The sequence below is a fragment of the Actinobaculum massiliense genome (assembly GCF_001457435.1).
GTDB classification, from domain to species: domain Bacteria; phylum Actinomycetota; class Actinomycetes; order Actinomycetales; family Actinomycetaceae; genus Actinobaculum; species Actinobaculum massiliense.
In genome coordinates this window covers 1,185,929-1,212,192 of sequence record NZ_LN881717.1, presented here as the reverse complement: position 1 = coordinate 1,212,192, position 26,264 = coordinate 1,185,929, and the positions used below count along the sequence as shown (strand labels likewise).

22 protein-coding genes and 2 tRNA genes are annotated in these 26,264 nt (G+C 59.8%); 8 read left to right on the top strand and 16 right to left on the bottom strand.

The genetic code is table 11. From position 1 onward, the window contains the following. Nucleotides 1-3 precede the first annotated feature (3 nt). From BN2664_RS07110 to BN2664_RS07100, 3 genes are all read right to left on the bottom strand, one after another. Complete coding sequence (locus BN2664_RS07110) at nt 4-2,148, bottom strand: dipeptide/oligopeptide/nickel ABC transporter permease/ATP-binding protein (protein ID WP_051014100.1); 2,145 nt, start codon at nt 2,146-2,148, stop codon at nt 4-6. Between the two features lie 2 nt (nt 2,149-2,150). After that, the gene (locus BN2664_RS07105) at nt 2,151-3,110 is read right to left on the bottom strand and encodes an ABC transporter permease (protein ID WP_007000885.1); all 960 of its coding nucleotides are present in this window, start codon (nt 3,108-3,110) and stop codon (nt 2,151-2,153) included. A gap of 104 nt (nt 3,111-3,214) precedes the next feature. After that, nucleotides 3,215-4,798, bottom strand: coding sequence for an ABC transporter substrate-binding protein (locus BN2664_RS07100; RefSeq protein WP_007000886.1), 1,584 nt, complete (start codon nt 4,796-4,798; stop codon nt 3,215-3,217). 485 nt (nt 4,799-5,283) lie between these two features. On the opposite strand from BN2664_RS07100, the gene BN2664_RS07095 reads away from it, so the two are divergent. From BN2664_RS07095 to BN2664_RS07085, 3 genes are all read left to right on the top strand, one after another. Further along, a complete protein-coding gene (locus tag BN2664_RS07095) occupies nt 5,284-6,465 on the top strand; it encodes an ROK family protein (protein WP_007000887.1) in 1,182 nt (393 codons plus the stop codon). 109 nt (nt 6,466-6,574) lie between these two features. Next, nucleotides 6,575-7,252: an N-acetylmannosamine-6-phosphate 2-epimerase gene (locus BN2664_RS07090; protein ID WP_007000888.1), complete on the top strand. Its 678-nt coding sequence runs from the start codon at nt 6,575-6,577 to the stop codon at nt 7,250-7,252. A 104-nt stretch (nt 7,253-7,356) separates the two neighbouring features. Next, nucleotides 7,357-8,133 carry a glucosamine-6-phosphate deaminase gene (locus BN2664_RS07085; protein WP_007000889.1) on the top strand — a complete coding sequence of 259 codons (777 nt, stop codon included), beginning with the start codon at nt 7,357-7,359 and terminating at the stop codon, nt 8,131-8,133. Nucleotides 8,134-8,273: 140 nt separating this feature from the next. On the opposite strand, the gene BN2664_RS07080 is transcribed toward BN2664_RS07085, so the two are convergent. Beyond that, nucleotides 8,274-9,590: a sialidase family protein gene (locus BN2664_RS07080; protein ID WP_007000890.1), complete on the bottom strand. Its 1,317-nt coding sequence runs from the start codon at nt 9,588-9,590 to the stop codon at nt 8,274-8,276. 172 nt (nt 9,591-9,762) lie between these two features. Between BN2664_RS07080 and BN2664_RS07075 the strand changes: the two genes are divergently transcribed. After that, a complete protein-coding gene (locus BN2664_RS07075) occupies nt 9,763-10,683 on the top strand; it encodes a hypothetical protein (RefSeq protein ID WP_007000891.1) in 921 nt (306 codons plus the stop codon). Between the two features lie 444 nt (nt 10,684-11,127). Beyond that, nucleotides 11,128-12,606: a DUF1846 domain-containing protein gene (locus BN2664_RS07070; protein WP_040317187.1), complete on the top strand. Its 1,479-nt coding sequence runs from the start codon at nt 11,128-11,130 to the stop codon at nt 12,604-12,606. A 111-nt stretch (nt 12,607-12,717) separates the two neighbouring features. Here BN2664_RS07070 and BN2664_RS07065 read toward each other — a convergent pair whose 3' ends face one another. Next, nucleotides 12,718-13,842, bottom strand: coding sequence for an FHA domain-containing protein (locus BN2664_RS07065; RefSeq protein ID WP_007000893.1), 1,125 nt, complete (start codon nt 13,840-13,842; stop codon nt 12,718-12,720). Between the two features lie 86 nt (nt 13,843-13,928). Here BN2664_RS07065 and BN2664_RS07060 point away from each other — a divergent pair, with 86 nt between their 5' ends. Next, a complete protein-coding gene (locus BN2664_RS07060; RefSeq protein WP_231723456.1) occupies nt 13,929-15,212 on the top strand; it encodes a hypothetical protein in 1,284 nt (427 codons plus the stop codon). A gap of 23 nt (nt 15,213-15,235) precedes the next feature. Here the strand turns inward: BN2664_RS07060 and BN2664_RS07055 are convergent, their stop codons facing one another. The 8 genes from BN2664_RS07055 to BN2664_RS07020 all read right to left on the bottom strand — a co-directional run bounded on the left by BN2664_RS07055 (nt 15,236) and on the right by BN2664_RS07020 (nt 23,956). After that, nucleotides 15,236-16,309 carry a transcriptional regulator gene (locus tag BN2664_RS07055; protein ID WP_058120666.1) on the bottom strand — a complete coding sequence of 358 codons (1,074 nt, stop codon included), beginning with the start codon at nt 16,307-16,309 and terminating at the stop codon, nt 15,236-15,238. Between the two features lie 546 nt (nt 16,310-16,855). Next, on the bottom strand, nt 16,856-17,827 hold the full coding sequence (locus BN2664_RS07050) for a transcriptional regulator (RefSeq protein WP_058120665.1): 972 nt from the start codon (nt 17,825-17,827) through the stop codon (nt 16,856-16,858). A gap of 387 nt (nt 17,828-18,214) precedes the next feature. Further along, nucleotides 18,215-19,510 (bottom strand): tRNA guanosine(34) transglycosylase Tgt, encoded by a 1,296-nt coding sequence (gene tgt / locus BN2664_RS07045; protein ID WP_007000897.1) that lies wholly within the window; start codon nt 19,508-19,510, stop codon nt 18,215-18,217. 88 nt (nt 19,511-19,598) lie between these two features. After that, a complete protein-coding gene (locus BN2664_RS07040) occupies nt 19,599-20,381 on the bottom strand; it encodes a queuosine precursor transporter (RefSeq protein ID WP_007000898.1) in 783 nt (260 codons plus the stop codon). Between the two features lie 169 nt (nt 20,382-20,550). Then, entirely contained in the window at nt 20,551-21,438 is an 888-nt protein-coding gene (locus BN2664_RS07035) for a DUF4261 domain-containing protein (protein WP_007000899.1), read from the bottom strand. A gap of 80 nt (nt 21,439-21,518) precedes the next feature. Further along, nucleotides 21,519-21,608: transfer RNA gene (locus BN2664_RS07030), tRNA-Ser, on the bottom strand. Nucleotides 21,609-21,779: 171 nt separating this feature from the next. Beyond that, nucleotides 21,780-22,709, bottom strand: a complete 930-nt coding sequence (locus BN2664_RS07025; protein ID WP_007000900.1) for an HAD family hydrolase — start codon at nt 22,707-22,709, stop codon at nt 21,780-21,782. A 26-nt stretch (nt 22,710-22,735) separates the two neighbouring features. Then, complete coding sequence (locus tag BN2664_RS07020; RefSeq protein ID WP_007000901.1) at nt 22,736-23,956, bottom strand: aminoglycoside phosphotransferase family protein; 1,221 nt, start codon at nt 23,954-23,956, stop codon at nt 22,736-22,738. A gap of 54 nt (nt 23,957-24,010) precedes the next feature. On the opposite strand from BN2664_RS07020, the gene BN2664_RS07015 reads away from it, so the two are divergent. Beyond that, nucleotides 24,011-24,097: transfer RNA gene (locus BN2664_RS07015), tRNA-Ser, on the top strand. A gap of 188 nt (nt 24,098-24,285) precedes the next feature. Then, nucleotides 24,286-24,804 carry a hypothetical protein gene (locus BN2664_RS07010; RefSeq protein ID WP_007000902.1) on the top strand — a complete coding sequence of 173 codons (519 nt, stop codon included), beginning with the start codon at nt 24,286-24,288 and terminating at the stop codon, nt 24,802-24,804. On the opposite strand, the gene BN2664_RS07005 is transcribed toward BN2664_RS07010, so the two are convergent. The 3 genes from BN2664_RS07005 to BN2664_RS06995 all read right to left on the bottom strand — a co-directional run bounded on the left by BN2664_RS07005 (nt 24,791) and on the right by BN2664_RS06995 (nt 26,108). Beyond that, the gene (locus BN2664_RS07005) at nt 24,791-25,261 is read right to left on the bottom strand and encodes a hypothetical protein (protein WP_007000903.1); all 471 of its coding nucleotides are present in this window, start codon (nt 25,259-25,261) and stop codon (nt 24,791-24,793) included. The two genes, BN2664_RS07010 and BN2664_RS07005, sit on opposite strands and share 14 nt — an antisense overlap. Before the next feature lie 170 nt (nt 25,262-25,431). Continuing rightward, complete coding sequence (locus BN2664_RS07000) at nt 25,432-25,713, bottom strand: hypothetical protein (protein WP_058120663.1); 282 nt, start codon at nt 25,711-25,713, stop codon at nt 25,432-25,434. 68 nt (nt 25,714-25,781) lie between these two features. Then, nucleotides 25,782-26,108: an EndoU domain-containing protein gene (locus BN2664_RS06995; protein ID WP_081586541.1), complete on the bottom strand. Its 327-nt coding sequence runs from the start codon at nt 26,106-26,108 to the stop codon at nt 25,782-25,784. Between the last annotated feature and the right edge of the window lie 156 nt (nt 26,109-26,264).

Sequence of the window (26,264 nt, the reverse complement as noted above, 5' to 3'; positions counted from 1 at the left end):
CGTTTACTCCTCTCCATCTTCCGCGGCCCCGCGCTCAACCTGGAGGCGTTGCGCGTCCGCTTCTTCATCGGTCATCCGAGACCCGGCGACTTCACCCTCGACGATCGCGCGGCGCCCGGCCTCGCGGTCCTCGATTTCCACGCCACCGAGCGGCTCGGCATCCAGCGCGTGCGCACCCGATTGCGCTTCCGGATGCCCGGCGTAGAAGTGCCAGGTATCGGGAACGCGGATAAGTACAGGTTTGGTATCCAGACCCACCGTCGGGTGCGAGGAACGCGGTGCGAAACGATCGCCCGCCGGGAAGTCCTTCGGCGAAGGCACGGTGCCGGGAACCTGATGCAGGCGTCCAGAACCGGCCTCGATCGAAAGCACCGAACCAAGCAGTCCGCGCGTGTACTCGTGGCGAGGATCCATCAGCAGTTCCTTTGTGGAAGCCTGCTCCACAACCTGGCCGGCGTACATCACCGTAATGCTGTTAGCCACCTCGGCCACCAGCGCCAAATCGTGCGAGACGAAGATCATCGCGAAGCCAAGCTTCTCCTGCAGGCGATTGAGCAGGTCAATCACCTGCTTCTGGACCGTCACGTCCAGAGCGGTGGTCGGTTCGTCAGCGATGAGGAGCTTCGGATCACGGGTGAGCGCCATGGCGATGAGGACGCGCTGGCGCTGACCGCCGGAAAGCTCGTGCGGGTAGGACTCGAGCGTACGCTTCGGGTCCAGTTCCACCAGCTCCAGGAGTTCCTCCGCGCTACGGGTACCCCCGCGGCTGGTCAGCTGCTTCATCTGAGACTTGATCAGCATCGAAGGGTTGAGCGAGGAGAGAGCATCCTGGTAAATCATGGCGATCTCGTTGCCGCGTAGATCGTTGTGTTCCTTCGGCGAGATCTCGAGGAGGTTCTTGCCGTTGTAAAGGATTTCGCCGGAAATTTCCGCCTCCGCGGGTAGCAGGCCCATGATGGAGAACGCCGTAATCGACTTGCCGCAACCGGATTCGCCCACCAGGCCCATGGTTTCCCCGGGTCGTACGGCAAAGGAGACGTGATCGACGACGTCGATGTCCCCGTGCCGCGGGAAGCGAATGCATAGGTTGTTGACCTGAATAACCGGTTCCTCCGTGGAGGTCGGCACGAATCGATCGTTGCGCTTGGATTCGACCTCGCGCAGGCGATCCAGGCGAGCGACCAACGCATTGTGCTGGGCTTCGTAGGCGAGCACCGGATCGGAGATGAGGCGATCGGCTTCGGAGCGAGACTCCGCGCCAGCCGTTTCATCAACGGAGCTCTGGCCCTTCGGAGCCACCACCATGGCGTCGGTGATGCCCTCAGAAAGGATGTTCAAGCACAGCACGGTGATCATAATTGCCAGGCCCGGGTACAGCGCCTGCCACCAGCGTCCGGCCATCACACCACCCTGGGCGTCGGACAAGATATTGCCCCACGTCGGCGTCGGCTCTTGAATACCGGCCTGGATAAAGGAGAGCGATGCTTCGAGCACGATCGCATCCGCCACCAGAACCGTCGCGAACACCATGACCGGAGCGGCGCAGTTGCGCACCACGTGCTTGAGGAGGATCCACGGTGCACGAGCACCGGAGACGATCACCGCACGTACGTAATCCTCGCCGTATTCGGACAACACATTCGCGCGAACCACGCGGGCTAACTGGGGTATGTAGACCACACCAATCGATATGGAAATCGTGATGAGCGAGTTATTGAACACCACCACGAAAACAGCCACCAGAGCGATGCCGGGGATAGCCATAATCACGTCGAGGCAGCGCATGATCAGTTCCGAAACCCACTTGCGTGATACCGCGGCGGTGGCACCAATAATGGAGCCAAAGAGCAACGCGATAAAGAGGGCCACAAAGCCCACCACCAGCGAGTAACGGCCACCGTACATAACGCGCGAGAGCACGTCGCGGCCCTTATCGTCCGTACCGAAAAGGTGTGTGCCAGAAGGCGCTTCCTTCGCGGTGAAGATCTCCAGCGGATCATGCGGGGCAATGAAATTGGCGAAAATAGCAACCAAAATTAGCGCCAGGATCACCAGCAGAGAGATCTGTGATCCCAGGCTCATGGCGCGGAAACGCTTGAAGCGCACCGGGCCACCTTCCAGCTTCTTTGTTAGTTTCTTCCGTCCCATCGTTACACCGACCTAATCCTCGGGTTGATGGCGATATAGAGGAGGTCGACGATAATGTTCACCACGATGAACGCAATCGCAACCACCAGCACAACGCCCTGGACAACGGTGGTCCAGCCGTTTGTAATACCGTCCACAATCACGCGCCCCATGCCGCGCAGATTGAAAATAACTTCGATAACGACCGCGCCGCCCATGAGGTAGCCAACGCGCAAGCCGAGCACCGTAACCGGGGTGATAAGAGCGTTACGCAAAACGTTGCGCGAGATAACAACCGTCTTCGGAAGTCCCGCACCGAGCGCGGTACGCACGTAATCACTATCCAGTTCTTCCACCATCGAGGTACGAATAACTCGGGTGAGCGAGCCAATCACGGGAACCGCGAGGGCGATAGCGGGAAGTAGCATTCGCAGGAACCATCCACCGAAGTCGCCAAGCATTGGTGGCAACTTTCCGGAGACCGGGAGCAGGTTGAGGTTCGAGGGCCCCATCCACACAATGAGCATGATGCCCAACCAGAACGACGGCGTTGCGATGCCGGCGATGGAGATAATGCGGATGATCTTATCCGGCCAGCGGTCGCGGTAGAGAGCCGCGAGAACGCCGAGCGGGAAGGCAATGAGAATGGCGAGAAGAAGACCGAAGAAGGTCAGCTGCATGGTAATTGGGAAGGCGTTTCCGACCAATTCGGCCACCGAATCCTGGCGAACGCCGTAAACACCGAGGTGCCCCCGGAACATTCCGCCAATGAAGGCGACGAACTGGACGATCCACGGCCTATTCAGGCCCTGCGATTCGCGGAACGCCTCGCGCTGAGCGTCGGTGGCATTCTCTGAAAGTGCGGAATACGCCGGATCATTGCTTGAGAATGACATGAGGAAGAAGACGAGGAAGACGACGCCCAAAATCATGAACGGCAGTGCAACCAGCCTTCGACCGATAAGTCTGATGAGGTTGTTCATATATTTTTACTCCTCAGTTCCCCGGATAGAGGAGGGGACGCCGTGTAGAACGAGCGCCCCCTCCTACTGGGATCCTGATTGACGAGAACCCTAAGGGGTTGCTCTTACTCCAGCGGGTTTGCCGTCAGCAAGTTCAGACCCGTGGTGGTGATCGGCGTAACGTCCTCAACAATCGAGGGGTTGTAGGCGGTGATCACCGTGCGGTGGAACAGCGGGTAGATCGGCAGCTGCTCAGCGACCATATCCATGGCTTCGTTCCACTTGTCCTGGCGCTCCTGGCCATCAAGCTGAACCGCCTCATCGAGCAGGCCCTGTAGCTTAGCGAAGTTCTCCGGGTCGGAAATCTTCCAGCCAGAACGCTTGCTCATCCAGATATTGTCTCCGTACCACCAGCGCAGGAGCATGTCCGGATCGTTACCGAAGACCGAGGGGTCACCGGGGGCGAGGGCGACGTCGAAGGTCGCGCCGTCAATGTCCAGGACGTTCGAGTAAAGCGATGCGGAAGCCTGCGAGTTGATCTCCACCTTCACGCCAACGGCTTCGAGATCGTTCTTGATCTGCGGGCCAAGAGCCTCGATCCACGGGTGATCGGTGCTGTTGAGGGTGATGGAGAGGTTCGAAGCGCCGGCCTCAGCGAGCAGTTCCTTGGCCTTCTCCGGGTTGTAGGTGTACTGGTTCGCGGCCTTGTGGTAGTACTCGGAAGTCTCGGGCAGGAAGCCGGTGGCCTCGGCGGCCTTACCGTCCATCGCGTTGTCGATGAGCTTCTGAGTATCAATGGCGTAGTGGAACGCCTGGCGCACGCGGGCATCGTTGAACGGAGCCTTGTTGGTGTTGAAGAGGAGGAACGGAAGGTTGAAGCCCTGCTTTTCCTCCACCTTCAGACCGGCCGACTCGAGGAGCTCAACGCGGTCAGCCGGAACGGCTTCCATCACGCCAATGGTTGCATCCTGAGCGGCGGTGGTGCGGGCGTTGTCATCCTTGATGACGTCCCAGTGCATGGCCGCGCCCTTGGCGGGCATATCGCCGTTGTAGTGCTCGTTGGGCGACATTTCGATCGCGGTATCCGTAATCGTGTCGTACTTCCACGGGCCCGAACCAATCGGCTTGACCTTCATCTCGTCAACGGTCGAAGCCTTCGGAACGATCTTGACAACGGTGAGGCGCTGCTTGAGCAGCGAGAAGGGCTGCTTCAGGTTGATCGTAACGGTGGAATCGTCCTTCTTTTCTACGCTCTGGATGGAGGTGAGCATCGAGGCGTAGAGGTTTTCCGGATCCATGGAGCGCTCGAACGACGAAACGACGTCGTCGGCGGTCACGGCGTTGCCGTCGGAGAAGGCGGCACCCTTACGGATCTTCACTTCGTACTGCGTATCGGTCACCTTGGTCGGCTCGTTGTCTGCCGCGAGTTCCTTACGCACGTTGAAATCGGGATCGAAGGAGTACAGTGCCTCAACTACGTGCCAGTTGGTGCCCATAGCCAGCGCCGACGACGTCGACGACGGATCGTAGTTGGAGGTTTCGTACGCCGCACCCGCGGTAATGGTTCCCGTCTGGGAATCGCTGGCGCCGCCGGACGTTGCATCCGAGGCACCACCTTTCGTACCGCCGCCACCGCCGCAAGCGGTCAGCGCTAGCGCCGCCGCGGCGAGGACCGCGGCGAACTTCTTGGAATAAATGCTCTTTCGCATCGATCGTGTCCTCTTCGTTGAGTTTTTCGATCTCGTAAAGCGCCGCGCGGAGAAACCGCACCAGCGGCTGAGATATCCGGGGAACTGTTCGCCTTTGTAGCCCCGCATGATCTCGGCAATGAGATCGCTGACCGAGAGTTCTCCAATAACTCCCTGTGAAGAATCTATGTCATCAGACAAATGAACGCAACCGGGGTTTACAACAATTTGGTAACAGGGCGCTAACGAGAAGTTTCCGGCGGCGAGCCTTTGGGATATATCCGCCAGATTTTAGGGCTTTTAGTCGTTTCCTCACCGGCCCGCATTCCAGGTAGACTATCCCTATAGTTTTTGTCTGACCTTTCACACGGCTCGCTACCAAAGCGACCGGGGAAGACGAATCCGCATCCAAAATACCGCCCTACCAACGTTGGCAGGGTACGTACAGGTCTGCGGCGCGGCGCATCACGTCACATTCCGCACAATAATAATGGGAGCAGAAAGCTATGGCGCTTGACACCGGCGCACACGGAGAAGCCACCCGGGGCATGGACCCCGTCCCCGTCCTCACCCTCGACATTGGCGGGACCAAAATTGCCGGAGCAATCGTAACCTTCGGAGGAAACAAACCGACCATTTCCCTCGCTTCTTCCACACCCACGCGCGCCGACCGTGGCGGGGCCCAGGTCCTCGCCACCATCGTCGATTTCGCGGGTTCACTTCTCCACGACGCCGCCCGGGCGGGGGTTACTCCGGCCGGGATCGGGGTTTCTTCGGCGGGTGTGATCCGCGCCGAGGACGGCTCAATTGCTTCGGCGACCGATACCATGCCCGGCTGGGCCAGCCAGCCTCTGGGCGAGGCACTTCGCCAGGCCTCCGGGTTACCGGTGGCAGTACTCAATGATGTGCACGGCCACGCCCTGGGCGAGGTGAGCTACGGGGCGGCGACGGGGGCGAGCACCGCCCTGGTCTTCGCCGTCGGCACCGGAATGGGAGGCGCGGCCGTTATTAATGGCACGGTCCATCACGGTGCTCGCGGGGTATCGGGGCATTTCGGCCACCTTTTCCATCCGCTTGCCGCCGGCCTGATTTGCTCATGCGGGCGCGAATCGCATATTGAATCGGTCGCCTCCGGATCCGGGCTGGCCCGGCTGTGGGCAAAGCGGGCGGCGGCGCTGGCCCCCGAGAGCGCGAGCATCGGAGCGCCCTGGCGCGCGGCAACCTACACCGGCGCGCTTGAGCCCGTCAGCGAGACCTTTGTCTATCAGTCCGCGGGCGGTGCGGCCGCAGAAACCCTTCCCACCCAGGTCAGCGGAGGCGGAGAGGTAGCCCAGCGCGCTGCCGCGGGCTCGAGTTTCGCAACCGCAGTTATTCACGATTCCGGCGTCGCTTTAGGCGAAGTGGTAGCGAGTTTGGCGAACTGCCTGGACCCCGACGTCGTGGTTCTTTCCGGCTCCGTGGTGGGGGCCGGGCCGGCGTGGCGGCAGGGGCTCGAAGCCGGATTCGCGGAAACCGCAATGACGCCCATCGCCTCCACCCCGCTGGTAGAGGGAAGCCTCGGAGGTAACGCTCCGCTGATCGGTGCCGGCGTGCACCTCCTCCACTCCCTTTCTACTCAGGGCGGGGCGGATGCGTCTGCTCAGGGCGGGACGGACGCATGCTCCGAAGCGTCCTTGGGCCAGCCCTAGGCGCGCCTATGTATTCCTTGGCTCCGCTCAACATCCCTAGACTGATAGGCGATTTTCGATCACCAAGTAATTTCAACGAAACATCAACGGAATCCAATGAAGGAGAACTATGAACCCGATTATTGAGGCCATCAAGGGCCGGCTAATTGTTTCCTGCCAGGCCTACCCGGGCGAGCCGCTGCGCCACCCGGAAACCATGGCACAAATGGCACTCGCCGCCGAGCGCGCGGGAGCGGCGGCTATTCGCTGCCAAGGCATCGCCGATATTGCCGCGATTAAGGGTCAAGTAGAAGTGCCCGTTATTGGACTGTGGAAGGAAGGCCACGGCGACGTCTATATCACCCCCTCCATTCGCCACGCTCGCGCTTGCGTGCACGCCGGAGCGGATGTGGTTGCCATTGACGCCACCGCGGCCACGCGTTTTGACGGAACCGATTTCGCCGATTCGGTAGCCCCGGTGCACGATCTGGGCGCACTGGTAATGGCCGACTGCGGCTCGCTTGAGGATGCCCTGCGCGCCCGCGATGCCGGCGCGGATTTGGTGGGTACCACCCTGGCCGGCTACACCCCGGCTCGGCCGAAGACCGATGGCCCCGATTTTGAGTTGCTCGCGCAAATTGTGGAGGCCCTTCCCGATACTCCCGTGATCTGCGAGGGTCGCATCCACACGCCCGAGCAAGCCCGGAAGGTAATGGAAACCGGAGCTTGGGCCGCCGTCGTCGGCACCGCGATCACCCACCCCACCACCATCACCAGCTGGTTCCGCGAGGCAGTCGAAGGAAAATAGCCCCCGCCAGCCAAGGCAGGGATACAAGTACCAAGAACTTTTGAGCCCAGAGGATTCTGGGCAAATCGATTCATCGAAGGATAAGTCAAAGAAAGGCACACACCGTGGAAATCGGAATTTTTTCAACCGAAGCCGAGGCCTCCAAGGCCGCCGCTGAGATCATCATTGAGCACTTCGCCGCCAACCCGGGCGCGACTCTGGGCGTCGCAACCGGTAGCTCGCCGCTCGGCATTTACGAAGTGCTTCGCGCCGCGCACGCCGAGGGACGTTTCTCGCTGGCGGACTCGAAGGCTTTTGCCCTCGACGAATACGTGGGCATCGCCCCCGATCACCCGGAGGGATACCGGAATGTGCTTCGCGCGCAACTGGTTGGCGACGATAAGACCGGCCTCACCGAAGAAGGCCTGCACACCCCCAACGGCCAGAATCCGGAACCGGTAGCGGCCGCCGCCGAATACGATGCTTCTATTCGCGAGGCGGGCGGCATTGACCTGCAGATCCTCGGCATTGGCTCCGATGGGCACATCGCCTTCAACGAGCCGGGTGGTTCGCTGGTTTCGCGCACGCATCACGAGGCGCTGGCCGAGCAGACCGTACGCGATAACGCTCGATTCTTCGAAGGAAACCTCGACCTGGTCCCCAAGTCGGCGCTCACCCAGGGCCTGGGCACGATTATGGAAGCCCGGCGCGTGGTCCTCACCGCCTTCGGTGAGAATAAGAAGGACGCCATCAAGCAACTGGTTGAGGGGCCGATCTCCGCTCACTGGCCCGGTACGATTCTGCAGATGCACCCGGACGCCACCATCTTGGTGGACGAAGCGGCCGCTGCCGATCTCGAGCTCACCGATCTTTACCGCGCCCGCTGGGAGATGAAACACTAAGACCGCGCCCGCGGCCCAAGCGATCATTCCGCGAAAGTTGCGCGTCCGGCTCAAGCGATCATTCCGCGAAAGTTGCGAACATAGAAAAGTGGTGGGCTACCAGGGATATTCCCGGTAGCCCACCACTTTATTTACAATATTTACCTAAGCGCCGAGAGCGGCAGAAACTCGACGTTTATCCCGTGTGCCCGCTCGTAGGCGACGGCAATCATTGGCTCGCCGAAACCGAGATTCGCGGCGACAGCGTCGTCCAACACGGCAGCGTCCGAGTACCCGAATTCTCCGTCGGAGAAGCGGTACCGAACGTTCTCCTCGTAATCCACGATGGCTCCGCTCTCCCGCGCGCCCAGGAGCGGGGAATTTGTGACCGGCTGGTTTTCCAGGAGGGCGCTCCCCCCGGTTACGGTTTGGTCGAAGCTTGCGGAAGACGGGGTCGACCCCTCCGCGTTTCCTTCACTCGCTTCTGCGACGGCGGAATCATCCAACCCGACGCTGGCGGCCTCCGGCTCAGCAGGTCGCAGGCCGCGCGTATGCGGGTGAATCAGCAAAAGCCCTCCATCGAGAGCAAGCAATTTTGCATTGCAGCCCGGATCTGGAAGATCAAGTGGGTGCGGGGTGGCCCAGTGCAGACCGTCATCGGACTCACTGACCCAGCGTCCACCGCGGCCCTGCAACCGGAAGTTCGCGTAGACCTTCCCGTTTGCCACCGCAAGGGTCGTTTCATCGAGTTGCACTTGCGCGGAATTAGCGCTCGCAACTTTCGCGGAATTATCGGAGGTAGAAAAAGCGGAATCTTCGCCGGGGTTTTCGATCCGAATCGGCTCGCTTACGGCGATGATTTCCCCCGCCCGGGCGTGAACCACGCGGATCTCGGCGCCCCTTTTGCTTTTGACGACATACGGCAAGAGCGCGACGCCGTCGAATACAACCGTAGAACCGGAGGTGGCGAACATTCCGTCACATTTGAATTCTTCGTAGAGGCAATCGACGCCGCGATGCTCCAGAGTTTCGAGGTCGCGCCCGTAGGCAATGTAGGGGTGGATGCGGGGACCGGAAAAACGCGATCCGAAGTACCCGACCTCGGTTGAGGAACCGTATGCAAGGGTAATCCCGTCTGCGTCAGCTCCCACGCACGCATCCGAACGCACTTCCGGGTCACCGCCAAGCGGGCGCGGCTCGCTCCATGCGCCATCCCGATAGATCGCGTAAACGATGCGATTGGGGTTGGGAAGATCGTCCGCCATTGCCCCGCCATTCGCTAACCAACCCTCGCCGGGAATTGGGTGCGGCCGCTCGTCCGCGAGCAAGGTCAGGGCGCCGTCGGCAACGAAAAGCGCGGGAATGCGGTAGTCGCGCGAAGCACTCGCCGCGAGCGCAACTCCCGCGGAATTATCGCTCGCAACTTCCGCGGAATTATCGCCGGCAACATTGACGGACTTATCGGGTGAGGCAGTCATGGTTAGCAGTATATGTAAACCCGCACAAAGCGCGGAATTATCGTGGCGAAGCGGCGCGGGGCGCTTTCATCAGGAACTGTTCGGATAAACCGGTTAGGGTTGAGCTCGTATTTGGCATGAGCGTCGGGTTGTTCTCGTGGCTCCACCATCATTACGGAAAAGAGATATACGGATGAAAATCAAATATGCCCTCGCCGCGCTCGCGGCGACCGTCCTCGCGCTGACCGGGTGCTCCGGCAATTCGAGTGCCGGCAATAGCGACGACGTCGTACAAACGGTGATCGATCAGGTCACCCACAACCCGGCCTTCAACCTCGCGGCGCTGGGCACCGAAGAGGCGCGCAAGGCGAAGGCGCTGGACGTGACGAGTACCGTCATGATTTCTCCGGTGAACGACGACGCCGCCGCGAGCGGCGAGCCGTCCGACGGCGCTAGCCCGACCAACAATGCTCCCCAGCAGACCGTGATCAAAATTTCGACCAATCCGAAGAACAACCTCATTAAACTCACCGCGCCGAGCCGGGGTTCGGAGACGAATATGTATTTCGAATCCGAGGATGGCCAAACGTTCATGGCCTACGCCAATTTTGACGACCAATGGCTCAAGCAGCAGATGCCCGCGTCCGTGATTGAGCAGTACAACTCCGCCTTTGGCAATACTTCCCCGGCGGAGGCTTCCGCCTATACGACCACGCAGACCGACGACGGTTGGGATGTTTCGACGCCGTATACCGTGGACGGGAACGAATCCTATGAGGGGACGGTCACCTACCACCTGGATAAGAAGCAGAACATTACCGGCATTACCTCAGACATCACCTTCAGCTCGAGTTCGCGCGGCAAGCACCACCTGGTGTCCGAAACCGCGGTCACCGACGCCGCCGATCCGATCTCATTGCCGGACGAGGCGCGTAATGCACCCGAGCAACCGGCCGCCACCTCCCCGGATTCGGGAGCCTCGAGTTCTGATAGTTCCGCTGGCTCCGATAATTCCGCGGATTCTTCGGTGACGGCCGCGCCCTCACCGCGCTCTGAAATGCCCACCGCGGTGCCGACCGAAAAGACGACGCCGGTGGAGCGTCCGACCGAATAGTCCGAACCAACATCGGATCATCACAATGAGCGTCGCGTAATCCGCGCTCCAAGCGCGACTATTCCGCGAAAACTGCACGTATCCCCGGCCGGGTCCGCCCGCCGGGGATACGTGCATTCGGACCATGGCGCCCGAGTGGTTTAGAAAACGCGGAATCATCGCTAGGGGCGCAGATGCGCCAAAAACGCTCGCACGTGCTTCGCGCAACATTGACGGAAGCATCGACATTTTGCCTGCATGCAGTAAGGTATCTAAGTACTGGAGACCGCGTGAAAGTGAACTTTAGTGAGCGCAAAGAAAAGCGTTTCGAGCAATGAAAACACCGTCCCCACCACCGCTCCCGAAAAGGGCGGCTCGCGAGAGGAAAAGAAGACCTCGCGAGAAACCTCTCCGCTAGGAAACCCCCAAAAATCCTCTGCGGGCAGTGGTGTACCCGGACGCAAAATCGGGTTTGACGCCGAAAAGTACGTCAAGCTCCAAGCCAAGAACATCAAGGAGCGCCTGCAAAAAATCGGCGGAAAGCTCTACCTAGAAATGGGCGGAAAGCTTTTCGATGATTATCATGCGTCCCGCGTTCTGCCGGGCTTCGCGCCCGATCTGAAGATCCGGATGCTCTCCGAGCTGAAGGATGACCTGGAGATTCTGGTTGCGGTCAACGCCCGCGACCTGAAGGCCAAGCAGCGCGCCGATATCGGAATTTCCTACGAGGATGAGGTCCTGCGCCTCGTCGACGTTTTCCGGGCAGCGGGATTCAAGGTAGACAACGTGGTTCTCACCCAGTTTGAGGACGATAATCACGTGGCCCGCGATTTCCGGCGTCGTCTACAGAAGGCCGGCCTGAAGGCCGCCCGCCACCGCCGTATTCCGGGATACCCCTCGGACACGAAGCGGATTGTTTCCGAAGACGGCTTGGGCAAGAACGATTACGTGGAAACCGAGCGCGACCTCGTGGTCGTCACGGCGCCCGGCCCCGGTTCCGGAAAGCTTGCCACCTGCCTTTCCCAGCTTTACCACGACAACAAGCGCGGAATCTCCTCCTACTACGCGAAGTTTGAGACCTTCCCGGTATGGAACCTCGCGCTCGACCACCCGGTGAACCTCGCTTACGAGGCGGCCACCGCGGACCTCGACGACGTCAATATGATTGACCCGTTCCACCTCGTCGCCTACGGCGAGCAGACGATTAATTACAACCGCGACGTCGAAGTTTTCCCGCTCCTTTCGCTGCTACTGCGCGAAGTTTCGGGCGAGTCGATGTACAAGTCACCCACCGATATGGGCGTCAATATGGTTGGTTACTGCATTTCCGACGACGACGCCTGCCGCGACGCAGCGCGGCAGGAGATCATCCGCCGTTACTATCGCGCCTTGGTGGATGAGAAGAAGGCCGAAGCTGAAGCGCAGGCATCGGAGCGGATCGCCATTATTATGACGAAGCTCGGGCTGAGCCGGACCGATCGAGCGGTGGTGGAGCCAGCGCTCGAGAAGGAGAAGGCAACTCATCAGCCGGCGGCGGCCATTCAGCTTCCCAGCGGAGAGATCATTACCGGCAAGACCTCCGAACTTCTCGGATGCTCGTCGGCGATGCTGCTCAACGCGCTGAAGGTTTTAGCGGGCATCGATGATTCCGTGAAACTTCTTTCGCCAGAGGCCATTATGCCGATCCAGAATTTGAAGACCGAGCACTTGGGTTCGGCAAATCCGCGCCTGCACACCGACGAAGTACTGATCGCCCTGGCAGTTTCCGCGTCCACCGACCAGCACGCGGCGGATGCGCTGGCTCAGCTACGCAATCTGCGCGGATGCGATGTTCACACGACGACGATTTTGGGATCCGTGGATGAAGGTATCTTCCGGAATCTCCAGGTCAATGTGACGAGCGAGCCGAAGTACCAGCGCAAGACGCTTTTCCGTAAGAGCTAAATTGCGGCTTGACCACAAACTGCGGCTGGCGGGGAACGATTCCCCGCCAGCCGCAGTTTTTTCCATGTCTCTTTTGTGAATCAGCACCGGCGCATCAGAACGGCGGGTGCTTTAGAAATACAGCCGCACCTGGAAAGTGACGTTTTCGCCCAGATCAACTACGTCGCCGTGCACTAGCTTCAGCGGATGCTCCGGTGCGACGCGAACTGGATCCTCGCCGGCGCGCAAGACATATGTTCCATTATTCGAGTCGCGGTCAACCACCTCGGCGCTCCAGCCCTCGACCCGGACCTCGCAATGCACTCGGGAAATCTCTTGATTGGGGCTCGGCACCTTGACGAAGAATGGGGTTTTGCGGCCCGGCCGGGCTTCGCCGCACGGGCGACGGCCGACAATGACGTCATTTTCCAGCTCAACCCGCTCCCCGTGCGAGAAGAGCAGCTCCCCGATGGTGGGCTGATCAATACTAACGAGCGGATTATTGAGCTCCGCCCCGCAACGCTCGCAAATTGCGCGCTCTGGCGGATTGGGATGGCCCGCATCACACAGCGTCGCGAGCACTTGCCCGGGCTGCGCCTGCGCAAAACTTTGCTCATCCGTCGATGGATTGAGGAACTCTTCCGGCTGCTCCGAGATATCCGTGGGCAAAGCAAATTCCGCGGCCCCGCCTAGACCGCTCGACTCCGCGAACGCCGGAGCCTCATCCGCTAGCTCTGTGGGAATCGTGGCACCGCTTAGCGACGGCGTATCATTCGCGAGCACCGGAGCGAGCGCCTGCTGGAGCTCGCTCAGCGGCTCATCGGCGCCGGAAACTTCCTCATCGGCGAGCCCAAATTCCACCATCGCGCCCGCGGCACGGGTGACGCCGTCGCGAAGGGGAAGCTCGGTCGGCTCCCCCGATTCTCCAAGGATTATCCGGGCATCGGCAGGAGCTTTTGCTTCGGCCCAGGTCAGCGCGCTAACGCCGTCGGCCAAGAGTCCACCATCGGCGTCGTTCACCACAAAACCGCGGGCAACAACGAGGGTGGCGTCCGCGGCGGCGGTCGCGAAGGTGAAGTCGAGCTCCGCGCGCTCCAGCAAACTACTCAGAACGCGCGAAAATCCGGCCGACCCGCGCAGGTGTTGCCACAGCTCGGCGGCGACGGGCGCCGTGGCGCTACGCAAGAAAAGCACGCTATTGGGGCTCGAGATGAGGTAGCCACTGCCGGCGTACGGGAAAACGCGTGATACAACCATGATTCCTCGCCAGATAAAGTGCAATTTTGGCTCTAGAATACAACGATCCCCGCGAAGCTTTCAGCTTGATCTGCAAGAATGGGAGCATGTCGTTGATGAATTGGGCGATCGAAGTTGCCACCCGCCACCCGGAGCTGGAAAATGCGCTCGTGAACGCGGACGGCGAATGGTTGGATATTCTCCTTGCCGATGGGCGCACCTTCCGCTTCCGTCCGTTCCAGATGATCAGCGAAGATGCCCCTGAACAAACCCGCGAAAGCCTGCTCAACCGCCTCATTTCGATTGGAATCTCGGGCGCCAAGCCGGCCACTTTCGAAGAGTCCATCAGCGCACCCGCGGTGCGAATTGACGGCGGCGAGGCGAGCGAGATGACGTCGGACGAGGATCCCTTCGAAGGTTCCCAGCTCACGCTCCCGATTGTGCGCGCGGCTGACTATTTTCTGCGCACGCACGATACCGCCGAAAACGATTCGCTGGTTTATCTCCCGCTGACGGATTTCATCGGCGTCGGGCTGGCGCGCGACACCCCCGAAAACATCATTCCGCTCTATTTTTCCGATCTACGGCTCGACCCCTATTCCACCGAACTGGGCGAGCATTTCGGCGCCGCGGTGGGCGAGCTTCGCACCCTCAATACGAACCTCGGCAAACCGGGCGTCGAGCTGGGAATGACCATTAACGCCGGGGCCCGGGCGCTCATGTTCACCGCCCCGCCGAGCTATCAAAGCTCCTGGTTCGCGGACGTGGAAACAATCCAGTCCATCGCTGCCTCGTTGAACGAGGAATTCCCGGACACCATCCCGCTTTTCGTGCCCGCGGCGCGCGGGATCTTCGCCGTCGTGATGGCGAACGACCCGCATCTGCCCCAGTTTTTCCGCTCACTCAAGCGCTTCGCGGGCGGGGACGGCGTGATCTACCCGCTCCCGCATACCATCGCCGCAGACGGCTGGGCGGAGTGGATCCCCCTCCCCGACGACCCCTCGTTTGTGGAGCTGGCCGACCTGCGCGCAACTTTCCGAGCGCGGATCTATCAAAATCAGAAGACCTATATGCAGCGCTGGTCCGGCGACCACGGCACTATCGCCGATTACGAAAAGTATCAGGTGCGCAGGCGCGCGGTGAGCATCACCCGTTGGTTGCGGTCGTATGGCCGCGGTTCCGTGCCCGCCACCGCGGACTACATTTCGTTTACCGACGACGCCGACGCCGCCGCGACTCCCGTCACCATTCGACTCAATATTGCTCGCGACGTTTGGCCCGAAGGTCTACAGCCGCTAGAGGGAATTTGGCCGCCGCGCTACGAAATCGCAACTTTCCCGGATGCGGCCACACTGGCCGTGCTGAACGAGGCCTCCGACCGGAAGTTCTGAGCAGCGGGCATTGGGCGCCGGTGCTACCAGCGCCAGCGGAAGTACGCGGCCGAAACCTCCGGGTGCTCAACGCTTACCTGCGCCACTCCGTCCACAACCTCGCGCGTTTGTACTTCCTCTTTCGCGTTTGCAGGGCTCCAGAGCTCTCCGGCGTCGGCGTAATTCATCGGCGAACCCGCACCCGTCATCGCGTAAGGATTGTCCCGTTGTGCAAACCTCGCAGCTTTCGGACCGCGGGCCATCGTGAAATCCACGGCGCGAGGGGAATCCTTCTCGAAGTGCACCGCCGCCGCGTAGTAGCGGGTATAGGACGGCATCCAGCGAGTTTCGCTTCGCACCAGCTCATCGTCCGAATGTAGCTCGGTCACAAACGAGATTCGGTGCAGGTCTCCCTGGCGTAAATAGCTGGGAAGCACGAAAGGCGTCAGGCGCATATTCACGTCTTTGGCAAAGACCTGCTCGCCCATCTTCGCGCCTCTTACCTCCACGACGTTTTGCATAATCTCGTGGTCGGACCAGCTGTGCACCACGTGGGAAAGCAGCGCATCGGCAGAGACGATGCGCAAAAGCTTGGTGGTTTTCACCCGCATCTGCGTGCGATCCGCCAACACCTCGGTGTCGTCCACAATGATTTCGGCGCGCGGTTCGAGCGAGATATCCACCCCGAAAGCGGCGGTGGAGGCGAAGATGCCGGCGTCAACTTTGCGGAGCATCGTTTCCAGTTTGGGCATCGCCCCGCCGCGGTCGACCGAAAGCGGGCCGCGCAGATAATCGCGCGGAACTCCCAGCACTTCCTCAACCGCGGAGATAGCTGCCAAGGATTCCCGACGCCGCGGCCGCGAACGGCCGGATTGCCAATAAGACAGCGTTGCCTGCGTCAGGTGCACGCTCCGCGCTGCCAGGGCATCCACAATCTGCGCCAAAGTGAGCCCTGAATTAGCTACCGCGTGGCGAAATACCGAGCCAAACGTGCCTTCGTCATCGGGCAGGTGCGGGTCTTTCTTTCCGCGAATCGGGGAGCCGGCGCCATCCGCACTTTCTTCAGATGAGGCACTTTCTTTTACCGCCTGCTTTGCCTGCCGCGGATCATCCTGCATCGCGCCTCCCGCCACCACCGAGCCGACCGCAAACCCGCGAATCGACTTTTGACTTTTACCGGGTATTTCGGAATAGCCTGCCGTTTACCCTACGATCAATAATATTATGCACAGATTTTCGAAGAATATATAAACTTAAGGTTCTAGGGCCAACGGCCGATACGGGACCTCCCAGGCAGATCCTCGTCGACCCCTGCTCGCCACGCCTCCGCATTTCACCCTCCAACCTGCTCGGACGCAGAGGCACTCAGGATCGCGCAACACGCCTCCCCCACACCGAAGATTCCGCGAGTTTTCCCGGATTGTGATAATGCTAAGACGTGCACGAAAACCGCCCCGAATCGGCGTCGGCATGGCATGGGAGCATGCATCGCCCGGGTGGGCAAGGGGCGCACATCACCCGCCCGCAAGTGCGGCTAACGCCCGCGCTCGATACTCCTCCCAGCGGTTGCGGAAAGCGCCGCGCGCGAAATGCGAAGGCACCCACTAACACACTCAACGCGCGCACCATGCGCGGCTAGAAGCTAGCGCTACTTAGAGAGCTACTTACCAGGTCCAGGCAAAGTAGCCGGCGCTGGCGTGCGGGGCGGTGAGGTTCATTTGCCCGCTCCGGCCAAGAAGATTCACCCGCTCGGTTTCGCTCCGCACCATCTCGAGCTCCTCATCGCCTCCCTGGACCACCTGCGAGGCATCGGGAACTCCCGAAAGTGAGCTGAGCTGCTGATCGATTTCAGTGCTGACCTGCCGCTCATTTTGCCCAAAGATCGAAACGAATCGAAGGCTACGCGGAAGTCGATCCGCAAAAGTAACGGAGGTGGAATAGAGCGCCAAGTACGAAGGGAGCCAACGCAACTCGGTGTTCGATGACGGCGCGCCCGGACGGAAGACGGTGGTAAACCCAAAGCGATAAAGATCGCCCGCCTTCAGATTCTGGGGCAGGCTGAATCGCACCAGCTCATCTCCAGAATCTTGGAAAGTGCGCTCCTTGGCCATCATGGCGCCGTGAACATCAACGATTTTCGGGGGCAGGGAAGTGCGATCCCAGGAGTAGGCAACATGCACGCTCAGCGAATCATCCGAAACAATTTTCACCACGCGGTTGGTTTTTACCTGCAACGTCTGGCCCTGGTCATAGACGGTGAACTCATCGAAAATGACCTGCGACTGCGGCTCGTTTTCCAGATTTACGCCAAAACAAGCCGTCGAGGCCAAGTTTCCAAAGTTGGTTTTCGGCAGATAGCTCATCACCTCTGCCAGTTTCCCCTCCTCTTCGGCGCCGAGGGCAATAAGCAAGGTCCGATCGGGCAGGCCGAGAACGTGTTCGAGGACCGTGACCGCCTCAAGAGAGTTTCGACGCCGTGGCCGGGAACGGCCCGACTGCCAGTACGAAAGGGTTGCCTGCGTCAAGCGAACTCCACTGGAGGCAAGCTCTTCAACGATTTGGGCCAAGGTTTTTCCGGAGCTGTCGATCGCATTCCGCAAAACGGCGGAAAATTCCCTATCGTCTACTACGCTCACAAAAGCCTCCAGAACGTCTCATCAAGGTTGTCGGAATCCTCAGCGCCTGATCCTCTCCCGGGCAACTCACATTCGAATCATTGTCTCTTTTACATCAAAAAACTGGATTTTTCGCGTTAATCGCAATGGGTTTCGCGCATGCGCTGAACCCAAATCCGAATGACGCTCAGAAGTGGTTACAGATTGCTGAACAAAGAATGAATTGCTTTCGCTTTGCCACCAGGCATGAGACCAATTTACCCCACATCTTAAGAATTATTAAGAGTTGGCGGGCGCGAGTGAAGTGCCGAATTTCGCGCGCCACTCCGCCCGAAGATTCCGCCCTTTCTTCCCCCACGCCCTCACCACGAAGATTCCGCGTTATCGCGTCTCTTCTCGAGCGCGAACCTATCCGCGCGGACGACGCCGCTGCACGTCTACCCTCCCCCAGTTACCTGCGTAGAAACGCGCTACGGTTTGCGCCTTATAGTCCTCGTAGTATCCGCCGTCGATCGATTCGCGAATTTCGTCAACCAACCGCACGGTGTAGCGCTCGTTATGAATCGTGGCCAAGGTGGAAGCCAGCTGCTCCTTCGCCTTGAACAGGTGATGTAGGTAGGCCCGGCTGTAATTGGTGCAGGTGTAGCAATCACATTCCGGCGTCAGGGCGGAAAAGTCGTCCTTGAACTGCGCGCGGGTAACGTTGAAACGTCCGTCCCGCGAATAGATCGCACCATTCCGGGCAACCCGCGAGGGGTTCACGCAGTCGAAAGTATCCGCGCCGGCCTCAATTGCCGCGAAGAAATCGTCGGGCTCGGAAATTCCGAGCAAGTGACGCGCCCGGTCGGCCGGTAGTTCATCCGTGCACCACGAAACGATATTTCCGAGGTTTTCTTTCTCAAGCGCCCCGCCGATCCCGAAGCCATCAAAGCGCTGCCCGTCAACTTCCATGGAGCCCAAATCCGCACACGCCTTGCGCCGCAGATCCTCGTACTGGGCACCCTGAATCACGCCGAAGAGTTGCTGATAGGGCTTATCGGCGCGCTCCTCAGTGAGCTTCTTATGCTCCGCCAGGCATCGCTCGGCCCACAGCCGAGTGCGTTCCAGGCTCTCCTCTTGATAATTCCGCGAATTCAACAGGGTGGTCAGCTCGTCAAAGGCGAACATAATATCCGCGCCCAAATGATGCTGGATGCCCATCGAAACTTCGGGCGTGAAGCGATGCTTCGAGCCATCCAAATGCGAGCGGAACCAGACGCCGTCGTCGTCCACCGCCGCGAGGCGCTCTTTATCGGGAGCGATCTGCGCGTCCGCCCGCCCGGCATTCGCGCCGGCATACTCCGCCGAAAGCACCTTTTTGTATCCGGAACCAAGCGAAAGCACCTGGAAACCGCCCGAATCCGTGTAGGTGGGTCCGCCCCAGTTCATGAATTGCGCCAGACCACCGGCCCGGTCCACAATCTCCGGACCCGGCTGCAGATAGAGATGGTAGGCATTGGCTAGCACCGCCTGCGCGCCGACTCCTTTCACCTGCTCGGGAGTAAGCGTTTTAACGGTGGCTCGGGTGCCAACCGGGATGAACGCGGGGGTGGCGATATCGCCGTGCGGCGTATGGATCACTCCGGTACGCCCGAGAGGCTTGCCGTTGCGTTCACCGCGGCGCACCGCCAACTCAGTTTTTGGTTCAAAACCACGATCTTTCACTTTCCCCTACTTTCACCAATGCTTTTCCAGATTCGAGCCCAGCGGCGACGTCGTCGAAAAAACCTCCACCGCGAAGAATCCACGAAATTTACGCAATACCTTCCACGCGCTTCACAGCGCCTACCACCGCGTAGGTGATGGGCAAAAGCACCACTTCAACCAGCACTTTGTAGACCCAACCGGTGACGGTGAGGTTGAGGATGGTGGCGAAGGAGAGGTTGCCGGCCACGATTTCCGCGCCCCAGGCCACCGCGCAGAAGATAATCGTGTCGACCAGTTCGCCGACGACAGTGGACGAGATGAGGCGCACCCACATCTGACCTTCACCGAAGCGACGCTTGATCCACACCAGCACGTATGAGTTCATGAGCTGGCCAAAGAGGAAGCCGCACACCGAGGCCGCCACGAAGCGCGGCACCACGCCGAGCACTGCCTCGAAGGCTTCCTGATTCGCGTAATCCGCGGCGGGCGGCGCGATTTGCACAAGCCAGAAACAGAAACTGGCGATGATCTGCACAATGAAGGCGAGAACGATGGTGCGGGCGGCGATTTTGAAGCCGTAGACCTCGGAGAGGAGGTCGCCCATAATGTAGGTCAGCGGGAAGAGAATCGCGCCGCCGTCGAAAACCAGCGGGAAGTTCCCCACCTCAATTTCAATCAGCTTCGTGGCGCCGATATTGGAAATCAGCAGGAACGAGACGAAGAAAACCGCCACGTAGCTGTAGAGTTTTGCGGCGCCAATGCGCGCGAAAGTCGCCTTGTCCTCCACGTAAAAATTCGCGGATTTATCGCGCGGGGTGGAGCTGTTCGTGAGATCGTTTGCGGCGGTGTTCGACGACGCCGGTCGACCCGCGGTGGACTGCATATCCATGCCATACCTTTCCGGAAAACCACTACATCGCATCGAGTTGCGTTTGACGCATCGTGCATCTGACTGTCCGGCTCTGCCACCGCGCGGACGGCTCTAGTTTAGAGGCGAAAGTTCCGAAAAATGAACGGGTTATGAGCTAACACATGCGCGGTACCGACGCGGCGGGCGCTTAGAACTTCAGCTCCAGTAGATCTTCGCCCGTCTCGGGATCTTTGGCTTGCGAGATGACGACAGCGCCGACACCGGGCGCCTCCAGAGTTTGGCCCGGCATCAGGGTTCCGCCATTCTCAATAACGTAACCGGCGGTGTTGACCAGCAAGTCGTAAACCTGTTCTGCGGATTTGGCCGATCCCGAAATTTGCACATCGAGGTGCCCGAAAAGGGGCAGACCCCGAGTCCGGCCATAGCGCAGATCGCCGTCGACCACGGGAACGTAAATCCACAAGAGGTAGGGAACCGGGCTGGCGAGCTCGAAACCGGTGATCACGTGGGCAGGGAAGGCGATGCCGATTTCTTGGCGCACCACCGCGAGCGCGGCGTCTTCGGCCATTAGGGCTCTGACGAGCGAGGTGTAGACGCCGAACAATTCACGCATTTCCGCGCGCCACTCCAGTGCCTCTTCGTTAGTGGCGGGCACTGAGGCAGTACCGTTCGGGTCGGCCGGGCCTCCTGCTCCGGCGGCGAACCTTCTGGCTCCAGCCGCCCTGCGCTCGTGACTTCCGGACGTCAGCATCGTGATTTGCAGGTGGAAGCTGTGTTCGGGCAAATGCATATCGCCCTGTAGAGGTAGTGGAACCGGCGTGATGAGGACGGTAATTCCGTCGCATACGTAATGGAAAATCAGCGGTCCGTTCGCGTTTTCTGCCCGGCCGGGGTCGATTTCACGCATTGTCCCGTCCGGATTCGGACTGGAGATGCCGAACGCAACCGGGGCTCCGGATTTGTCGGCCAGACGGTCGATCACCGCGGCAACGTCGATGGGCGCGGAGAATACCGCGGTGAATGCCAGGTGATCTTGAGCCGCCGGATGGATCGCGGAGACGGGAAGCTGAGTCATACGCCTATGGTAAGTCACTCGTCAGTCGATCGGCGCAAACATGTACGCTAAATCGTTGCTATCACGCCGTTTAAAAGAAATGGCGGAGGGTGGGGGATTCGAACCCCCGATGCAGTTACCCACATAACGGTTTTCAAGACCGTCTCATTCGGCCGCTCTGACAACCCTCCAGTGCCCACTTATCCTAGCGGCAAGAAGCCGGGCTGTGACAAATTTTCCGAAGGGGTGGCCCGCCTCACCACCCACAGCCTTCTCGATAGTTCCGCGGTTTCGATAATTCCGCTGTTTCGATAATTCCGCGTTTTCGGCAGTTCCGATAGTTCCGCGAAAGTTGCGCGGAACTATCGATCCAGCAATGCCTCAAGCACGGTGGCCAGTCCGTCATCCCAGACCGAATCGGTTGTGGCATCGGCCTGCTGCTGGACGTACGGATTTGCCTGACCCATCGCAATCCCGAGGTGAGCCCACCGGATCATGCCGATGTCGTTATGCCCGTCGCCGATCGCAACCGTCGAATTCGCGGAAATATCGAACTCGCGGCGAACCAGATCCGCCGTCACCGCTTTTGTCACGCCCGCTCGTCCGGCGTCGACCCACCCGGAATTCGAAGACGACGACGCCGCCCACTCAATTCCGGGCAAGTTGAGCGGCTCGAGGCGCCGCTGCAGCTCGGTGGCGGGCAAGCCAGGCTGGACCATAATGAGGCGCACGCAGTCATCGACGAATAAATCCGCGAATTCTACGTACTCTCCGCGCTGGGGATGGAGGATCCCGGTGGGGAAATCGTCGGCCAGGTAGCGCTCGCCGCTCACCGGCTCGACGGCGAAGAACGCGCGCGGAAATGCTGCCTTCATGGTGACAAGCGCATTGGCGAGGTCCTCTTCGTCGATCGTCGACACGTTCGTGATGCGCATGGTGACGGGCCGTCCGTCGTCGGTCAACGACTCGTAGGGAACGCCGGTGATCCCGTTAATGCTCGCGCGCCCGGTCAGCACGGTTTCGTTGCCGTTCGAGCAAATCATTACCGCGTTGCGTATGCGCAACATCTCGACGACGTTGAGCGCAGATACCCGCCCGCGGCCGGTGGCGATCACTACCCGGCTACCGGCGCGGATATGCGCGTGAATTGCATCTGCCACGCGCGGGCGAATGTAGCCGTCGGGCGGGAGGACCGTGCCGTCGAGATCCAGGAGGATCATAAGCTCCGGCCCCACCTCGGGCAGCCCCCGGCGATCGATAATTCCGCGAATTTTTTGCGAGACGTCCGGCATGGTGTCCTTCCTCGGCGGCGGGTTTTCTAAAATCCTAGCGCTCGGGCGAGTGCGGTAAATCCGGCCTGTAGCTCGGCTTGCGCGTCTAACTGCAGATCGGCTTGCGCGTGCGGGTGGGCTTGCCTGGTGGCTTCGCTCGATCTTTCCGCGGTTCTTTTATCGGAGTCTTCGGCTTGTAGCCGCGCGCTGGCTCCGCGAACCTCGAACCACAGATTCCCTAGAACATCGCAGATATTGGACACCCTCCACCAGCCGCCGCGGCCCTCAGCGATAATTCCGCCAATTGTGCCATGGCCAGCACCACCACTCGCGTAACCCTCTAAAAATACGTCCCTGAGCAGGGAGTTCTTTGGCCACTCGGAGCGTGCGAGTGGCATAAAGTCAGCTAATGCCGGGCGGAAACCGAAGCGGCCGAAGTCGATCACTCGCAACTCCCCGCCCTCGCCGACAATCCAGTTATCCGCCCGATAATCGCCGTGACTGGGAACCAAGGGAAGATCGCGTGGCTGGTATGCGCCGAGCTCCTCGCGGGCTTGCGACAAAAGCTCGGAATGTTCGCGACGGAGGGTAGAAAACGCGGAATCTTCGATCTCGGCGATGCGCGCGAGGGTTCGGCACACCTGTGCTTTCTCGTATCCATTGCTCGGACGCGTGGCCGCCTGATGCAATCTCGCGAGCGCGTATCCGGCCTGGCGAAAAATTCGCGGAATCTTCTCGGCGGATAGGTGCGCCGTAGCCTTACTCGCTGCCTCGCCCGGCACAAAGTCGTAGACAATCACCGCCTGCGATGAATCCGCGAAAACTTCGCGCGGCGCGAGCCTCTCGTTGATAAGGCCTTCCAGATAAGGTCGCGCGCGAAGTTCCCGCTCGACCGGATAGCGAAACTTTCCCGGAATCTTCGCGACGACGTCGCCGCTCGCCTCGGTGCGAATCCGCAAGACGAAGCACTCGCACAGCTCACCCGATAGATCCGCGATAATTTCGCCTCTCTGTGCACGGATCCAAGCGGCCAGACTGGGCGGCACGGATACCGCTTCGCTTTCAGGGACCTCCTGCGCGATTGGCTCCTCGAAGCCGCGTTTGGGCAGATCCGCGGTTGGTCTCTGACGCGAGTCGTCCAGCCTCGAGGTGCCCGACAAAAAGCTCGGAATCTTCGGTTGCAAGTCTGGCGGAATTATCCCGTGCGAATCCGGCGGAATCTTCGAATGGGGAGTTTCGTGCTCTGCCTCACCGCTTTTCAATAGCATCACACCCTCAAAAACCTGTAAACTCGAAAGGCCTAGCATACAAAGCCAGGTGCCGGAGACGTGGGTGAGAGGCCGAAACCGCTTCCCTGCTAAGGAAGTAGTCGCAATCGCGGCTCGAGGGTTCGAATCCCTCCGTCTCCGCGCTAAGTCGCTCTCGGAATTCCGGGAGCGACTTTTTCATGCGGTTTTGTGTTGCGGCGCTTGGGAACAGTCGGGGTTTAGCCGCCCCTCCCGACTATCGCTAACTATCTCAAGTATGCCCGGTTATGGTTTCGTAGGGGTACTTAGGGGGCAAAACCAAAGGGGTAAAAAGTCGCAAAGGGGTACGCGTGGCTAAATCCATTTTCGGGACCGTTCTCACCCGCGGCAAAAACTACTGCGGCCGCTACAGGAAAAACGGCCGCGAGTACTACACGCCCACACACCCCACGAAAACAGGCGTCCGCAACGACCTCGCCAAAATCCACGCCGCCATCCTCAACGGCACCTGGGAAGACCCCACCAAACCAGCCGCCAAAGCCACCCACGTCACTCTCGTCCTATGGGCAGACCAGTGGTTTGCGCTCATCGAAAAAGGCGTCAAAGAAGGCCGATACTCGCCCGACACCGAACGCACCTACATTTCCAACTGGAAAACACACGTCCTGCCGCTCCTCGGCCCCGCAACACCCCTCGCCGACGTGACCCCGGAGAAAATCGCAACCATGCTCACCACGCTTAGCGAGAAGCGATCACGAGCCACCGTTGACGTGGGCTTCGCCTTTTCAATGATCTTTCCCGCGAACTGTTCAGGAAGGACCGCTGTGAGGGACTGGCTGTTTACTACTGCCATGATTACTCCTTATTGAAAATGTCACGCACCAGCTGTGTGGCCGGCGTGACCTGTGCATTACTAGTTGGTTGATGTCCAAGCGCTGGAGCAGCAGCCATCCTGGAGGGCTGGTCACGCCACGCGAGAAGCTTTTCTGCTTGGGTTTCCAACTCTTCGCGGGTTGTCCCCGTCAACAGGCCTGCATCGACCTGTTTTGCGGACGCAACCTCGCTAACAAGCTGGGCGTGTTCAAGAACATGGTTGTGTTCCTCAAGCTTGCTAATCCGCGCTAGCGCCTTATCGAGGTCGCTGGACGTGTTTTCCAGCTCGCCGAGCTTGGCTTGTAGTTCGACCACCTGGGCCTTGTTCGCTTTAGCTCGGTCTTCCCACTTGCGGGCCATTGCTTTCCAGTCCGGTTCCTGTGCAGGACTCGACCCGGTTTCTTGCCCCTGACCTGCTGGCGTTTCATCAACGTTATGGTCGTCAACCATCATTATTTTTTGTTTCCTTCCCGTGCGGGCATATAGCAAAACCCACCTACTGTGCAGCAGGTGGGCAAAACAAAACCCCGCCAATCACGGCAGGGTAAAAATTTCTATACGGCTCAATCCGCTAAAAAGTAATGGAGGCTCCGTCTTAGCACAATAAAAAAGCTACTTTTACTTCAGGCTACGGCCGCCTGATTCTTTTCCCGATGCTTAGCGATCCAGCCAAGGGTGCGTTCGTAAAGCTCCGGGTCCCAAGCGGAACGAACCTCGGTTTCGGTCGCATCGAGAATCTCGTCAGGAAGTTCCACGCCGTGAATGAGAGAGAACTGGAGATAGTCATCAATCATCATTTCGAAGTCATCTAGATCTTCATCAGATCGAATGAAGCTTTGAGAGACCTCCGGGAGACGAGGAAATACTGCGTTAACATAGAAATCTTCGATCTCATCAAGATTCATTCCCCATCACCTCCCATTCGTCTGTTAGTTGGGGAATCCGCTGTTGCGAACGCTTTCCGCTACGGTGATTAGCAGAACACGCCGCGGCCACCTACCGCATGATAGTTGCGAAATTCAAATCCGCTTGCACCGATGGCAGAATCAAACACAGAAACTTCAACGAGTACACCGTCAATGACTCGCCTAACAGTCCTCCGATCGCCGTCGTATCGTACTGCGGTTGGGTTCTCCCAAGTTTCGGCTAGGACGAGGTCAATATCTTCTTCCGTCCACCGTTCAGGAAACTCGGTCTTACCCGGCACGTTCTGCCCGTAACCATGACCCCATTCCATCTGCCAGGCCTTCCTCCCGGATGCCCGATGAGTGTTTTCCGGCGAGCCGTATCGTCCCACCATGATGGCGGCTTCACCGTTGATTCCCGCAAGTCCTCAAGCCACGTCACCCCGCCCCACGGCTCAGCGGCGCGAACTGTCAGTAGCTCTCACTCACTGGATCGAACGGACCTACCACCGCAGACGCAGGCACAGGGCACTGGGGAAATTGACACCCGT

Coding starts and splice junctions, on each gene's coding strand:
- BN2664_RS07025 (WP_007000900.1), bottom strand. CDS start 22,709: ATGCCGGACGTCTCGCAAAAAATTCGCGGAATTATCGATCGCCGGGGG.
- BN2664_RS07090 (WP_007000888.1), top strand. CDS start 6,575: ATGAACCCGATTATTGAGGCCATCAAGGGCCGGCTAATTGTTTCCTGC.
- BN2664_RS07000 (WP_058120663.1), bottom strand. CDS start 25,713: ATGAATCTTGATGAGATCGAAGATTTCTATGTTAACGCAGTATTTCCT.
- BN2664_RS06995 (WP_081586541.1), bottom strand. CDS start 26,108: ATGGTGGGACGATACGGCTCGCCGGAAAACACTCATCGGGCATCCGGG.
- BN2664_RS07005 (WP_007000903.1), bottom strand. CDS start 25,261: ATGATGGTTGACGACCATAACGTTGATGAAACGCCAGCAGGTCAGGGG.
- BN2664_RS07110 (WP_051014100.1), bottom strand. CDS start 2,148: ATGGGACGGAAGAAACTAACAAAGAAGCTGGAAGGTGGCCCGGTGCGC.
- BN2664_RS07065 (WP_007000893.1), bottom strand. CDS start 13,842: ATGGTTGTATCACGCGTTTTCCCGTACGCCGGCAGTGGCTACCTCATC.
- BN2664_RS07060 (WP_231723456.1), top strand. CDS start 13,929: ATGTCGTTGATGAATTGGGCGATCGAAGTTGCCACCCGCCACCCGGAG.
- BN2664_RS07095 (WP_007000887.1), top strand. CDS start 5,284: ATGGCGCTTGACACCGGCGCACACGGAGAAGCCACCCGGGGCATGGAC.
- BN2664_RS07020 (WP_007000901.1), bottom strand. CDS start 23,956: ATGCTATTGAAAAGCGGTGAGGCAGAGCACGAAACTCCCCATTCGAAG.
- BN2664_RS07035 (WP_007000899.1), bottom strand. CDS start 21,438: ATGACTCAGCTTCCCGTCTCCGCGATCCATCCGGCGGCTCAAGATCAC.
- BN2664_RS07080 (WP_007000890.1), bottom strand. CDS start 9,590: ATGACTGCCTCACCCGATAAGTCCGTCAATGTTGCCGGCGATAATTCC.
- BN2664_RS07055 (WP_058120666.1), bottom strand. CDS start 16,309: ATGCAGGATGATCCGCGGCAGGCAAAGCAGGCGGTAAAAGAAAGTGCC.
- BN2664_RS07100 (WP_007000886.1), bottom strand. CDS start 4,798: ATGCGAAAGAGCATTTATTCCAAGAAGTTCGCCGCGGTCCTCGCCGCG.
- BN2664_RS07075 (WP_007000891.1), top strand. CDS start 9,763: ATGAAAATCAAATATGCCCTCGCCGCGCTCGCGGCGACCGTCCTCGCG.
- BN2664_RS07105 (WP_007000885.1), bottom strand. CDS start 3,110: ATGAACAACCTCATCAGACTTATCGGTCGAAGGCTGGTTGCACTGCCG.
- BN2664_RS07040 (WP_007000898.1), bottom strand. CDS start 20,381: ATGGATATGCAGTCCACCGCGGGTCGACCGGCGTCGTCGAACACCGCC.